Genomic DNA, 14,089 nt, shown 5'->3' with positions numbered 1-14,089 from the left:
CCCCGAGGGTGCAGAAGTGGTCGAGACGGTTAGTCCTCGCACTTCCCCGGTGGATCTGTGTCGGCTCGAGTCTTCTGTGCACAAGTATGCTTCACATTGCGGCGTCGTTTCCGGCTTGAGTCAGTCTACGACGCCTGCGTTTTCGCGAGCAAAGAGTAGTCGCCTCGCCACCACCCCACCTACAAGCCTTTCTAGGCGCGTTATGGCGAGATGTTCGGCCTATTTATTCTGCTCAATTTGATCCTGTTTCTCCGTCCCGGAGAGATTGTGCCAGGTCTGCGTGCTGCGCCGCTCTACCAGGTTACGATCCTGGCGTGCCTAGTCGGGGTTTCATCAACGTTGCCGCAGCTGCTGTCAGGGCAGTTCCTTCGGCAAAACCCCGTTAGCGCCTGCGTGACAGCGGTTCTCGTGGCCGCTCCACTTTCGTTCCTGGGCCAAGGGCTCGGTCAGCTTTTCTATTTCGGCCAGCTCGCCTTCGAAGACTTTGGCAAGACTTACCTTTACTTCCTGGTCGCTACGGCGGTGCTGACCAGCGCAGAGCGAATCGAGCGGATGCTTGTCTGGTTGGCACTCATGATCGGTGTGGTGGCGGCCCTCTCACTTGCACATGATCGGGGCCTTCTCGTTATTCCCGAGCTAGCGGCAATCGAACGAAGCGAACTCGACGAGAGCGGGCAGAAGTTAACGTTCACCCAGTTGCGCGGAACGGGGATCTTCAACGATCCGAACGACTTGGCGATGGTGCTGACGGTCGGGTTTGTCGTGGCGGTGCACACGATGAGCTCACCGTGGGCGGGCGCCGCTCGCCCTATCGCGATCGCGGTGGCGGCTCTCTGCGTGTTCGGTATCTTCGAGACGAAATCGCGCGGCGGGGCACTAGGATTCCTTGCGGCGGGGTGGGTGATGGTTTACGCCCGCTGGGGAATGAGCAAAGCCGTCCTTGCGGCCGCTGGGATGGCCCCCGTAGCCCTGGCGATCTTCGCGATGCGAGAGGGAGGGGGCTCCGTCACCGAAGGCACCGCCCTGCATCGCATCCAGCTCTGGTCCGAAGGACTGAAGTACCTGAAATGGAACCCCCTCTTTGGTGTTGGGTACGACCGGTTCGCCGCGGAGATCGGGCTGGTCGCTCACAATTCCTTCGTCCATTGTTTCACCGAGCTGGGCTTCTTTGGCGGAGCGTTTTTCCTCGGCGCTTTTGTCGCGGCGGGAATTGGCCTCAGGCGGGTCTGGCAGCATGGCAACGATTATCTGCCCCCTGCAAACCGGGCCCGGATTGCGACTGTGGCGGCCTGTCTCGTTGGTTACACTACAGCGATGCTCACGTTGTCCCGGGGCTACGTGGTCCCGACCTACCTGATTCTCGCACTCGCGGCGAGAACCGCGGCGATCGAGCAAGAGAGTCTCCACGAAGAAGGCGTCCAGGTCGATCTGCCGCAGTTTGACGGGGCCTTCTTGTGGACCCTTGCGAAGGCAAGCTTTGCCTTCTTACTGGCGATCTACTTATTTGCTTTCATGATTACTAGGCTGGTGATGTGATCGGCGAGATTGTTAGCAACGCGTCCACCGTCGACGCACCGACTGAAATCGATAGTTCGACTGAAATCGTCACAGCCGAGGCGGCTGCCATGCCGCCCGCGGCGGCCAATCGCTTCGAGGTTGTCATCGAGCCCCGGCGTGGCTTCTCGCTCGTCGATCTCGCCGAGCTCCATGCGTACCGCGACCTGTTCCGCTTCCTGGTCTGGCGCCAAGTCAAAGTCCGCTACGCCCAGAGCGCCATCGGCATCGGCTGGGCCGTGATCCAGCCCGTGTTCTCGGTGCTGCTCTTTACCGTTGTCTTTGGGAAACTCGCCCAGATCGAGAGCGACGGCGTCCCTTACGCCCTCTTCAGCTTCGCCGCCCTCGTCCCCTGGACGTACTTCTCGAACGCCCTCACCGAAGGCGTCGGCAGCCTGGTCAGCGAAGCCAACATGCTGCGTAAGGTCTACTTTCCGCGGATCATGATGCCCCTCTCCGCCGTCGTGGCGAAGCTGGTGGACTTCGTGATCGCGATGGGTTGCCTGGGGATCGTCATGCTGGCTCACCGCCACCTCCCCCCGTGGGAGATCGTCTTCATGCCGCTGCTGACGCTGCTCATGGTCGCCGCCGCGGCCGCGGTCAGCATCTGGCTCACGGCCCTCGCCGTCCAGTACCGCGACGTCAAGCACGCACTGTCCTTCGTCGTCCAGCTCGGCATGTACGCGTCGCCGGTCGTTTACCCGGCCAGCCTGATCCCCGAGCGGTTCCAGCTGCTCTACGCCCTCAACCCGATGGTGGGCGTCATCGAAGGCTTCCGCGCCTGCCTGCTCGGGACGCAGCCGATGCCCTGGGGCTTCTTCTTGGTGGGCTCCGCCGTCACCGCGCTGCTGCTGGTGACGGGGCTCGCCTTCTTCCGCAAGAGAGAGACCGTCTTCGCCGACGTCGCCTGATCGACGGCTGCTAATCACCGTCGCCTGATCGACCCCACCTGATCGACGGCGCCCGAATCGACACCCCCCCCTCCGCTATGACCCAGCCCATCATCTCTGTCGAGAACCTCTCCAAGGGGTACCGCATCGGCGCCAAGGAGGAGGCGGCCGATACGATCGTCGGGGCGCTGACCAAGTCGATCCGCGCGCCGCTCCGCAACCTCCGCCGGCTGCACGAGGCGACCAGCATCCGCGACGGCGACGAGCGCGACGATATCCTCTGGGCCCTCAAGGACGTCAGCTTCGAGGTCCACGAGGGCGAGGTCGTCGGCGTCATCGGCCGCAACGGCGCCGGCAAGAGCACGCTGCTCAAGATCCTCAGCCGGATCACCGAGCCCACCGGCGGCCGGGCCGTGATCCGCGGCCGGGTGAGCAGCCTGCTGGAGGTCGGCACGGGCTTCCACCCCGAGCTGACCGGCCGCGAAAACATCTACATGAACGGCACGATCCTCGGGATGACAAAGCGCGAGATCGACCGCAAGTTCGACGAGATCATCGACTTCTCGGGCGTGGAGAAGTTCCTCGACACGCCCACCAAGCGATACAGCTCGGGGATGCAGGTGCGGCTGGCGTTCGCGGTGGCGGCCCACCTCGAGCCGGAGATCCTGATCATCGACGAGGTGCTGGCGGTCGGCGACGCGGAGTTCCAGAAGAAGTGCTTGGGGAAGATGAAGGACGTGGCGGACGGCGGGCGGACGGTGTTGTTTGTGAGTCACAACCTTGCTGCAGTAAAATCGCTTTGCACTCGTGGCCTTCTGATACAAAGCGGAAAATGTAAGTTCGCGGGCGATACATCTGAGGCTCTCGCCGCGTATGCGAACATTAGTCCGGCTTCAAGTAATGCAGGTGAACGCGGGGATACCTACGCGTCCAGTGATATCTACTGCTCGCAGGTTGAAGCGTCACTTATAGGCCATCAACCTAATATGAAGTTGATACTAGATTTGAAACTTCGGTCGAATGCGCAGCATCCGCCATTACTAATTGCAATAGATCTTTTTGATACGCATGGCGATTGGCTTATGCAGACACTGCCATCGGATTCGCCCTTTGTGCATTCTCAGCCCGTTTCGGAGATCAGCATCTCGATCGACCTTCCGCCGCTTATCCCTGGTGATTATCAGATTGGAATCTGGGCAGGTACTGCACTCTGGGACGGTAGGTACGAAGATCGGTCGATCTGTAGTGTGTCGGTAGTTGATCCACCCGTCCACGGTCGCAGTTTGCCGCATAATCCAATGCGTGGGCACATAGCGCCCACTTCGAGATTGCTGACGCGTTCAGGTCGCGCTAGTCTATCTTCGCCGATAGGTGCTTGAAGAAATGAGAGGATACTGGTCTGCACAGTTTGTTGCGAGATGGGCACCCTACATGACTATCGGGTCTGCGATGAGGGTTCGTCGCGCTTTTAGCCTTGATGTCGATTGCGCTCAAACGGTTAGTGTTGTACTGCGGCCACCCATTGGGAGGCGTGTGCAAATACGTGTGCCGTCGTCTGATCTTGGCGCGATTGGCGAAGTAATGCGTCAGAAGGTTTACTCCCCAATTAAGAAGCATGTTAAGAAGGCAAGAGCTGTTTTGGATCTTGGCGCGAATATTGGCATAGCAACAAATTACTTTGCGTCCATTTATCCAAATGCCCAGATCATAGCTGTTGAGCCGCACCCCGAGACTTTCGAGCTTCTTGTTGAGAACACTAGGCATGCGAATTTTCGCGGCCTTGTAACGCCGGTTCATGCAGCCGTTTGGCATGAGGCTGGATCGCTAAATCTTACTACGCCTGAATCGGGGGCTTATGTTGCTGCAACAGTAGTCGAGAGAAGTTATGACGGTGATTGCGTGGCCGAAGGTATTGAAGTACCGGCGGTTAGGGTGCAGGATTTGCTGGCTAAGCTAGATGGAGGCCAGGCTGATATTGTGAAGATGGATGTTGAAGGTGCGGAAGCGGTGTTACTTTCTAGTTCTAACGATTGGATCGATTCGGTGCGTTGTCTCGCGGTTGAGTTTCATGCCGACTCGCGAGAGGCGTCCGGATTTGATGCGTTAATGAAAGAAAAGGGTCTGAGGGTTTACGAGTATCCACACACAGTGCTTGGGGTTAGGGAGTAAGGGTATGGTTGGGAAGCGTTTTGGCATTGGAGTCTAATCTGTAGTGGAGTGCGTTCTCGTAGAGGTTGATATTCGATTGAAGCAGAGCCGAACTCGACGAAGTTCCTCAAGAGAATTGATTTCACGCGGTTCAATAGTGCAGCATCGTTGTCGAATTGCATACGATGTAGCAGCCAGCAGCTCCGGTCCAGGACGTTATGTAATGTCCCTGTCGAAGGGGGAGAGCGGACACGACTCCCTATTGGGAGTCGACGTTAACGACAATCGGACTGACGATGTACCGCTATCGCGCGAGCGGCATGCCGAGCCGCGTCAGACCTACCGAGTCTTTAATAAGCTAGCGCCGGCTGACGCCAAGATCCTCCTCGGCGCCCTCCGCGAGGCCCGCGCGGAGGCGGATCGAATCCGCCGGATCGGCGCCGACCTCTACCACGCCCAGAACACTGGTTGCGAGACTTCGCCGATCGCCGCTCGTTGGGCCGGCATTCCGATCGTGCTAGGCACCTTCCACACCGACAGCACCTACGACCTCGACCGCCAGCGCGACGGCTGGGGCCACCGCCTCATCGAACGCTACAGCAACCGCTGTTTGCACCACGCCATCGCCGTTAGCGAAGCGACAAGACACGACTGGATGCGTCGCACCGGCATCCGCGGCGATCGCGTCACCACCATCCACAACGGCGTCTGCCCCGAGACGTACCGTCGCCGGCGGTCGCAGGCCGCCGCCCGCGCCGAACTCGGGCTCCCCGCCGACCGTTTGTTGATCGGGGCCGTCGGTCGCCTCGACCGAGCGAAGGGCCACGCCGATCTGATCGACGCCTTCGCACGGATCGCGACGACCAAGCAGGAAGCCGATCTCGTGATCGCCGGCGCCGGTCCTCTGCGTGAGGAGCTGGCGAGCCGCTCCGAGCGGCTGGGCGTCGCGAGCCGCGTGCATTTTCTCGGTCAAGTGAGCGAAGTGTCTTTGGCCTACGACGCGCTGGACGTCTACGCCATGCCGTCGCTGTGCGAGGCGCTGCCGTTCGCGCTATTGGAGGCGATGGCTCACGGCTTGCCTTGCGTGACGAGCCGCGCCGGCGGGATGCCCGAGGTGGTAGTTGATGGGCAGACGGGTCGGTTGGTGGCGACCGGCGACGTCGAGGCGTTGGCCACGGCGTTGACCAACCTGATCGGCGCCGAGGAACTGCGCCGCGACTACGGCGCTGCGGGCCGGGCGCGGGTTGAGAAGCATTTCACCGAGCGGCAGATGGTCGAGCAGACGCTACGAGTGTATGACCAATTGGTAGAGCAGCGCCTAACCAAACAGCGGAGTGGTTCGTGAACCCGCTCCATTCCGCGGCGATTTCTGCCTACCAGCATTTGGCGCCACGTGTTCCATCGTTGCAGAGGACTTATCGCCGTTACCGTAGGTACGGCCGAGCAGGTAACATCCTATTCGCCAAGCGAAGTCACGTCCTTTTTGCGCCAGTACTGGGGATGCATCGCTCTGGAACCAGTGCGACTAGCAATTTACTGGAGGCGAATGGGTTGTTTCTTGGTGACGATTTGATCGACGCCAACACGCATAACCCCGTGGGATTCTTTGAATCTGAGAGAGCGATCGTCCTCAATGAGGCGGTGCTGCGGCGATTCGGATCGGGGTACCTTGACCCCTCACCGCTAGTCAATCGATTCCCAACGAAGCTCTACAAACAGGCGATTCGATACCTGTTGGAGCTTTCGACGGAGCACAAGGTAGTCGGTTGGAAAGACCCGCGGACGACGGTGACATGGCCGTGCTGGCAAGAGGTTCTGAGTGACTGTCAAGTCCGACCGATCTGCGTCTTCCGTCACCCCGACGCGGTCGTGCGATCCTTGATGAAGATTTATAGCGACCTCGATCGCGAGAAATCCCTACGTTGCTGGCTCACGTATAATCGGCGCTTACTGGGGCTAGGCGCCGACGTTGAATGGATCAACTTCGACGAATCCCTAGGACCACAACTCGATCGGGTGCTGTCTCGCCTTGGACTGCAGTTCGATGAAGCAACCTTGGACCGGTTCGATACATCCCTAGTGCACAACCAGTCGAAGGCGAGCCCAACTGGCGATGCTGAAGTAGACGCAACGTACGAGTGGCTGCATACGGTGTGGTCTGCGGCACACGGAAGGTCTGAGGCGCCGCGTTGAAAGTCGCGATCGCATCTTCTGGCCTGGGGCATGTCGCCCGGGGGATCGAGGCCTGGGCCTCGGACCTCGCCGCGGAACTCGACCGCCGTGGCGTCGACGTCCGACTCTGCAAAGGGGCGGGCCCCGCGGCGGCGCCCTACGAGCGGGTCGTCCCCTGTGTACGGCGCGACTCGCGTCTGGGCCGGCTGGCTTCGACCCGATTGGCGACGCGCGTCCTCTGGCGCTTCGGCTGGGGCGGCGGCTACGCGGTCGAGCAGTCGACCTTCGCCCGGGGGCTCCTCCGCCTGCTCGCCGACGAGGACGTCGACCTGCTGCACGTCCAGGACCCGCTGCTCGCGCTGCTCGTCCAAGAGGCCCGCGGGCGGGGCGCCGTGAAGACGCGGGCGATCCTCGGCCACGGCACCGAAGAGCCGAACGAGTTCCTCGCCCGCCTCGACTACGTGCAGCACCTGGCGCCCTGGCGGCTCGAACAGGCGCAGCGGGAGGGCTGCCACAGGGCCAGTTGGACGGCGATCCCCAATTTCATCGACACCGAGCGTTTCGCCCCCGACGGCCCCAACCTACGCGATGAGCTAGGCTTGGCGGAGTCGACGCGGGTGGTCCTGTGCGTCGCGGCGATCAAACGCGGGCACAAGCGGATCGACTACCTGCTCGACGAGTTCGCGGCGGTCGCCGACGGCAGGGAGGCTTGCCTGATTGTCGCCGGGGGGCGCGAGTCGGACACCGACGAGCTGATGAAGATCGGCACGCAGCGTCTCGGCGAGCGGGTCCGCTTCCTGCCCGCGTTGCCGCGTGAGAAAATGCCCGAGCTATATCGAACGGCCGACGTGTTCACGCTGACCAGCCTCAACGAGATGATGCCGATCGCCCTGATCGAAGCGGCCGCCAGCGGCCTGCCGTGCGTGACGCACGAGCACCCCGTCATGCAGTGGATGACCGGCCCCGGCGGCGTCGTCGCCGACCTGCGGGCGCCGGGCGGACTGGCGGCCCCGCTCGGCCGTTTGCTCGACGACCCGGCAGAGGCAGAGCGGCAGGGCAGGGCGGCGCGGACGCACGCCGTAGCGAGCTTCTCGACCGAACGGGTCGTCGACCGGATCGTCGAGTACTACCGGCAAGTGCTCGACGACGCTGTCCCCGCCGCATCGCGGGAGGTGGCGTGAGCGACCTGCGAGTCATCGTGATCATCCCGGCCTACAACGCCGAGCGGACGCTTGCGCGGGCGATCGACAGCGCGCTGGCTCAGACCGAGCCGGCGTGGGAAGTGCTCGTGGTGAACGACGGCAGCCGAGACGCAACGGCCGACGTCGCGTCGCGCTACCCGGCACCGGTCCGGTTGATCGACAAGCCCAACGGCGGCGCCGCCAGCGCACGCAACGCCGGCCTCGACGCGGCGCGCGGCGAGTTGGTGGCGTTCTTGGACGCCGACGATTACTGGGAGCCGGACAAACTGAAGCGGCAATGCGAGCTCTTCCGGCGCTGGCCCGACTTGGTGCTCGCCGCCGGCGCCTACTACTCGCAAGAGCCGGGCGCCGACAGGGCGCCGTCACGCTTGCCGGCTAGCATCGCGACCAACGAACGGTTGAACCTATCGGGCGGCGCGGCGTTGCGGTTTGCGATGCATGCCTGGACGGGAGTGGTTGTCGCTCGCCGCGACGCGATTGGCGAGGATCGCTTTGTGTCGGGGCTCGAGCCCGCTGAGGACCGCGACTTTTGGTTCCGCCTGACGCTGAAAGGCCCGGTGTGCTTCCACGCCGAGCCGCTCGCCACGGCGGTGCTCGAGCCGAGCTCGCTTTCACGTTCCAATGTGGCGAGAGACTGCGGCAACATGCTCCGGGTGATCGATAAGAACCGCGACGCTTTGCCGGGTTGGGTCCGAGCGAAGTGGTCGAGCCATACTCGCTACCGCTGGGCCGCCTGTGACCCGGACCTGGCTGCGGCGTGGCGTCAGTTCGGTCGGTCGCTATGGGCGTGGCCGTTCCCCTACGCAAGACACGACGTCACGATGCCCTTCGCCAGACCGCGACTCTTCGCCCGGCTGGTCAGGCAGACGTTGATGGGGCGACCGGTCGGCGTATCGCAAGGGGCGGCGTCGTGAGCGTCACCGCAAAGATCCGCCAAGGGCGGGGCCCGTTCTGGGGAGGAATCAAGCGTATCGCCCGTAGGTTGATGACAGCCCACTTGCCCGTTAACAGGGTGACGCGGCCATTCTGGCGGGGACTCTATGCCGTCCACGTCGCCATTCGTGACGGATGGATCGCTACACGCCGGTTCTTTTGGAACGAGCCGTTGTTTCGCAGCCAATGCGAGGCAATCGGCGCACAGTTTCAGATGGAGGAAATCCCTTACCTCACCGGTAGGGGCCGGATTGTCATCGGGAGTGGTGTGCGGCTATCGGGTAAATCGGGTATCGGCTTTACCAGCAGGGTGACGGCTCAACCCGAGCTAAAAATCGGAGACAAGACGTTTGTCGGACATGACTGCAGTTTCAGTATCGCCAAGGCGATCTCTATCGGTCGGAACTGTCTCTTGGCGGGAGGTGTTTCCATCCGTGACTACGATGGTCACCCTCTCGACGCCGAGGCTCGCCGTGCAGGCGAGTTCGTCGTGCCGGAAGCGGTTCGGCCTGTTGCGATCGGTGACGACGTATGGCTCGGGTCTGGTGTGCGGGTTCTGAAGGGCGTGACAATCGGCGACCGCGCGGTAGTCGCGGCGGGATCGATCGTCGTCAAGGACGTTCCGGCAGATTCGGTCGTCGCGGGGTCGCCCGCACGAGTCGTTAAGCAACTAACGCCTAGTCCCGAGGGGGCAACCCGTGCTGGAGAGTAGCACGAAAGAGCCGCTGGCTGACACGCCGCGGCCGAGGAGCCTTTGGCGTCGTGCGGCGACGTGGAGCGTGTGGGGTTACACCGTTGCGCTGGCGGTGATTGTCGGTTCTCTATGGATTGGGACCGACCGTTGGTGGTGGGCGACGATCCTTGCCTTCGCCCCGCGCTGGCCGTGGCTGGTCCCCGCACCTTTGGTGCTATTGTTTGCGGTCTTCGCCCGTTGGGGAGTCGGCGCTTGCGCGCTGATTATCACATTGGGCGCTGTCCTGATGGGCGTGCGTGTGAATTTGCCTCTTCCGCGGGAGCACACAGGAGCCGAATTCCGACTCGTTACGATGAATGTCGCCGGTGGGAAGGTGAACCCCAATCACTTTACAGCCATCTGGCCTGAAAGGATCGATCTTGTGGTCCTGCAAGAGGGTGGGCGGGAATTCATAGAGCAAGTCGTGCCCTCAGACTGGTTTGTCGAGAACCCCGACAGCGGTGGTATATTCATCGCAAGCCCGCATCCCATAGGGGGTGTCGATTCGCTTCCGCGACCCTACATGCCGAGTTGGGGGCAGTCTGCCGTGAGGTGTGTGGTAGAAACCCCGCAGGGGCCGGTGCGAGTCGTCATTGTTCATCTACGAACTCCCCGTGACGGATTTGAACGGATTTTGTCGAACCGGCTCTCAGGCATTGCCCATTTGAAGACCGCGATCGAGGAGCGGCTTCAAGAATCTCGAGTCCTAAGAGAATGGATATCCCAATGGGAAGACGCAGATAGAGCTCCTTTGGTAGTGGCGGGCGACTTTAATTCGCCAGTTGAAAGCCTTGTCTACCAACGCTATTGGTCTGATCTATACAATGCGTTTGGAATCGCCGGTCTCGGTATAGGTGGAACTAAGAATACCGGATGGCATTCTATACGGATTGACCATGTCCTCTGTGACGCAGAGACCAAGGTGGTTTCGTGCGAAGTGACGCCGAATCTAGGCGGAGATCACCGTGGTCTGATCGTGTCCTTAGCGATGAAGCGAGCGACGGGGGCGCAATATGAATACACAGGCAATGCCAATGCCGCTCGATAAAGTAGAGACCACATCGAGAAGCGACCTTCTTCCGGTCCTTCATCTCGTTCTGTCGCTTGATTGCGGTGGGCTTGAACATTTAGTGGTTGAATTATCTCGATTGGCTGTTGTATCGGGCCGACGAGTTGGTGTCGCGTGTCTAGAACGTCCCGGTGTACTGGCCGATCTCGCCAAGGCCGCTGGCGCAGAAGTAGTCACTTTCGGTAAGCAGCCAGGCATTGACTGGGGTCTACGACGGCGTCTCGCCGATTTCTACGCAGAATGGAAGCCGGGTGTGGTGCACACCCACCAAGTTGGCGCACTCTTCTACGGGGGGCCGCCGGCACGCCGCTTGAGCGTCCCCGTGGTGCACACCGAGCACGGTAAGCACTACGACAGAAGTTGGAGACTCCGCATTCTAGCGAGGTATTCGTTTGCCTACGCCAATCGTTATGTGGGCGTAGCCTCCGACGTCACGGAGCATGCAGTAGCCAGGTATGTTGTTTGCAAACGTAAAACGGCAACGATTGTAAACGGCGTCGATATCGCAAAGTTTACAGCGTATCGCAGTGGCGACGCAGTTCGTAAGGCTCTATCAATACCCGACACCGCGCCAGTTGTCGGAACGGTTGGTCGTCTTGAACCCGTTAAGAACCAAGCCCTTTTGCTCCGCGCCTTCGCCAACGTAGCTGAGCAGCTTAGTGACGCCAGGCTGTTAATCGTCGGGGACGGAACGCAGCTAGAGACGCTGGGCAGCCTCGCGGGGGAGCTAGGGTTGGGCGACCGCGTGCATTTCACGGGCTACCAAGCTGACGCTGCGGCGTACTTGGGCGCGATGGACGTCTTCTGTCTTACTAGCGATTCTGAAGGTTTACCCCTATCGCTACTTGAAGCAATGGCTGTTGGGGTGCCTGTGGTTGCTAGCGCGGTTGGCGGCGTTCCCGGCGTTGTGCGGGATGATGAGAGCGGCCGGCTCTTTCCTCGCGGCGACATTGCTGCCGCAGCAGGCGCCATCAAGCAGATGCTTGTAGACCGCAATTTGGCGCACCGCTTCAGCAGGGAGGCTTCCAAGGTGGTCAATCAGCAATTCTCGCTGGACACCACAGCAATGGCGTACGACAAACTCTATGAGGCCGTTGCAGCAGGCAAGTGAGCGAGATGCGAGTCTTATTTATCAGCAACCTCTATCCCCATCCCTATCAGTGGCGTCGAGCGCCATGGAATCGGCAGCAGATTGCTGCGCTTTCAGAGCAGTGCCCTGTCCGTGTCATCGCCCCCTTAAGTTGGATCGATGAGTGGCGATGGGCCCGTGAGCAAGGGGAGCTATTTACGCAGGGAAGACGTCGGAGCGAGGGCTGCCTCACAATCGATCACCCGACGTACTGGTATCCGCCACGATTCCTTCGAAGTTCGTACGGCGAATGCTTCCGTCGGTCAATTTCTTGCGCCTTTCGAGCAGCGGTCAAAGAGTTTCAGCCAGAGATTGTGCTAGCGGCGTGGGCCTATCCAGATGGTTGGGCTGCGGAAAAGCTCTGCCACGAGACTGATTTGCCGTGCGTTATTAAAGTCCATGGTTCAGATGTGTTACAAATGAACGCTTTCTCGGGACGCGCCGGCAAGACGGCGGCGGGTCTCCGGGCGGCCGATGGCGTCGTGGCAGTGAGCGACCACCTCCGTCGTGAAGTCGTGAAGCTTGGTGTTGACGAAGCGAAGGTTAACGTTGTGTATGACGGAGTGGATACTAGCATCTTTTCCCCCGGATCGAAGCAAGAGGCTCGGGAATCGCTCGGCATTCCGCCAGAACAGGCGGCGATTCTGTTTGTCGGCAATCTCGTTCCGGTGAAGGGTATCGACCGTCTTCTCTCGGCAGCCGCTGATCTCGTACAATCGACTGAGCGACTTCATGTCCATCTGGTGGGCGCCGGACCCGAAAAAGCGAGACTGCAAGAGTTAGCGATAGACTTAGGGGTAAGCGAGAAAGTTACTTTTCATGGGCCAAGGGAACATGCAGAGCTGCCGAATTGGTTCAGGGCGGCCAACGTTGTATGTCTGCCTAGCCATTCCGAAGGAGTGCCCAACGTCTTGTTGGAATCCGCTGCGTGCGGCGCTCCCTTTGTCGCCTTTGACGTCGGGGGAATTCGGGAAATTGCCCATCTTGGACCCTCCACGCTGGCGCCGGCCGACAAGCCGGAAGCCCTAGCAGGCGCACTGCGACCCTATCTAGAAGAGAATCGAGTCGTTGGCGAGCAGACGCCGTTCCGCAGCTTCCGGGACTCGGCATCCGACCTCGCCAAAGTGCTAGAAGGCGTCCTCCATGCCCGGGCTGGGGGTTGCCGTGCTTGAGTCAGTCACGGCGCTGGACGCGCCGAAAGTCAGTTATGCATTCGACCTTGCCAACAATCACTATCACCTTTCTTTGCTATATGCGGGCCTGACGGGTTTGGCCGCCGAAGGCCGCATCCGTCTTGATTGGCGGATGCAAGGTGGCTGCGAGCTAGACGCCACCGCGACAGGTGGCATGGTTGCTCGAATGCTCGTCGTGCATGGAGATCAAGAGCATCGCGTGGCGCTCGATCTTTTTGACCGTAGCGACACGTTCGACTCGCCAACGCTCCAGTGGTGCGACCGATACTATAAACGGAGCTTCTACGAGCCTCACGTTGCGACTATTGCTGACGAAAACGCGCGGAAGGTTCGTCCCTTCGGGATGAACTACGCTTGCCGTGACAAGCGAGTCGACCGCCTGCTGGCCCGCTCGGTGATGATCCAGGTCACGCAGCGCGGGTTTCGGGCGCCCACTCGAGTAGCTAGGCGACTGCTTGAGCAACGCAATGTCTTCCGCACCTACGCCTCGCTACCGACGCTAGCGGAGTTTAAGGAATCGCCCAGCACGCCGCGACAAGAGAGTGTGCTTTTCCAGACACGGGTCTGGGAGCCTTCCGAAGTAGCGCCAGACCACGCCGAAGAGATCAACGGCATACGGAGCGAATCGGTCAGGAGGTTGAGAGCCTACTTCAAGAGTCGCTTTGTGGGTGGGCTTGTGCCCACTCGCTATGCTGAAGAGCGGTACCCTGACCTGTTAACCAACTTGTCCACGAAGAGGCGAGACTTTGCTAAGCTAGTACGAAGCTGTGGCGTGTTGGTCTACACACGCGGCTTGCACCATTCGGTGGCATTCAAGCTGCCGGAATACTTGCTGTCATCGGGAGCGATCGTCACCGACCCGATCCGCAACGAGTTGTCTTGTCCGCTTCGGGAGGGCGTCAACTACGCATCGTTCGGGGATTTAGACGAGTTGATCGGAGTCGCCGATCGCCTGTTGAACGCAAACGCTTCGAAAGCGATGCGGTCGGCCAACTGTGACTACGCTACTGCCCATTTAACACCTTGTGCGGCGGTGGCTCCGTTAGTGGATCACAGATAGTGGTGC

General features: G+C 60.7%; 12 protein-coding genes. All 12 read left to right on the top strand.

The features are described 5' to 3' along the window. Positions 1–210 precede the first annotated feature (210 nt). Complete coding sequence (locus Spa11_RS16225; protein WP_145114137.1) at positions 211–1,536, top strand: O-antigen ligase family protein; 1,326 nt, start codon at positions 211–213, stop codon at positions 1,534–1,536. Positions 1,537–1,625: 89 nt separating this feature from the next. After that, positions 1,626–2,465 (top strand): ABC transporter permease, encoded by an 840-nt coding sequence (locus Spa11_RS16220; RefSeq protein WP_145117037.1) that lies wholly within the window; start codon positions 1,626–1,628, stop codon positions 2,463–2,465. 77 nt (positions 2,466–2,542) lie between these two features. Further along, positions 2,543–3,823 (top strand): ABC transporter ATP-binding protein, encoded by a 1,281-nt coding sequence (locus Spa11_RS16215; RefSeq protein WP_145114135.1) that lies wholly within the window; start codon positions 2,543–2,545, stop codon positions 3,821–3,823. A 202-nt stretch (positions 3,824–4,025) separates the two neighbouring features. Further along, complete coding sequence (locus Spa11_RS16210) at positions 4,026–4,613, top strand: FkbM family methyltransferase (protein ID WP_197529450.1); 588 nt, start codon at positions 4,026–4,028, stop codon at positions 4,611–4,613. A gap of 202 nt (positions 4,614–4,815) precedes the next feature. After that, complete coding sequence (locus Spa11_RS16205) at positions 4,816–5,937, top strand: glycosyltransferase family 4 protein (RefSeq protein WP_145114127.1); 1,122 nt, start codon at positions 4,816–4,818, stop codon at positions 5,935–5,937. 844 nt (positions 5,938–6,781) lie between these two features. Next, positions 6,782–7,945: a glycosyltransferase family 4 protein gene (locus Spa11_RS16200; RefSeq protein ID WP_145114125.1), complete on the top strand. Its 1,164-nt coding sequence runs from the start codon at positions 6,782–6,784 to the stop codon at positions 7,943–7,945. Then, positions 7,942–8,880 (top strand): glycosyltransferase family 2 protein, encoded by a 939-nt coding sequence (locus tag Spa11_RS16195; RefSeq protein ID WP_197529449.1) that lies wholly within the window; start codon positions 7,942–7,944, stop codon positions 8,878–8,880. The genes Spa11_RS16200 and Spa11_RS16195 overlap by 4 nt, the downstream gene beginning before the upstream one ends. Before the next feature lie 98 nt (positions 8,881–8,978). Continuing rightward, positions 8,979–9,611 (top strand): DapH/DapD/GlmU-related protein, encoded by a 633-nt coding sequence (locus tag Spa11_RS23505; protein WP_315851334.1) that lies wholly within the window; start codon positions 8,979–8,981, stop codon positions 9,609–9,611. A 67-nt stretch (positions 9,612–9,678) separates the two neighbouring features. After that, positions 9,679–10,680 (top strand): endonuclease/exonuclease/phosphatase family protein, encoded by a 1,002-nt coding sequence (locus tag Spa11_RS16185; protein ID WP_145114121.1) that lies wholly within the window; start codon positions 9,679–9,681, stop codon positions 10,678–10,680. Further along, complete coding sequence (locus tag Spa11_RS16180; protein ID WP_145114119.1) at positions 10,646–11,812, top strand: glycosyltransferase; 1,167 nt, start codon at positions 10,646–10,648, stop codon at positions 11,810–11,812. The genes Spa11_RS16185 and Spa11_RS16180 overlap by 35 nt, the downstream gene beginning before the upstream one ends. A gap of 5 nt (positions 11,813–11,817) precedes the next feature. Beyond that, a complete protein-coding gene (locus Spa11_RS16175) occupies positions 11,818–13,002 on the top strand; it encodes a glycosyltransferase (protein ID WP_231933274.1) in 1,185 nt (394 codons plus the stop codon). Further along, positions 12,974–14,083 carry a hypothetical protein gene (locus Spa11_RS16170; protein ID WP_145114115.1) on the top strand — a complete coding sequence of 370 codons (1,110 nt, stop codon included), beginning with the start codon at positions 12,974–12,976 and terminating at the stop codon, positions 14,081–14,083. Before Spa11_RS16175 ends, Spa11_RS16170 begins: the two co-directional genes overlap by 29 nt. The last annotated feature ends 6 nt before the right edge of the window (positions 14,084–14,089 follow it).

This window comes from Botrimarina mediterranea (assembly GCF_007753265.1).
GTDB lineage: Bacteria > Planctomycetota > Planctomycetia > Pirellulales > Lacipirellulaceae > Botrimarina > Botrimarina mediterranea.
This window is presented reverse-complemented; position numbering and strand designations above follow the sequence as displayed.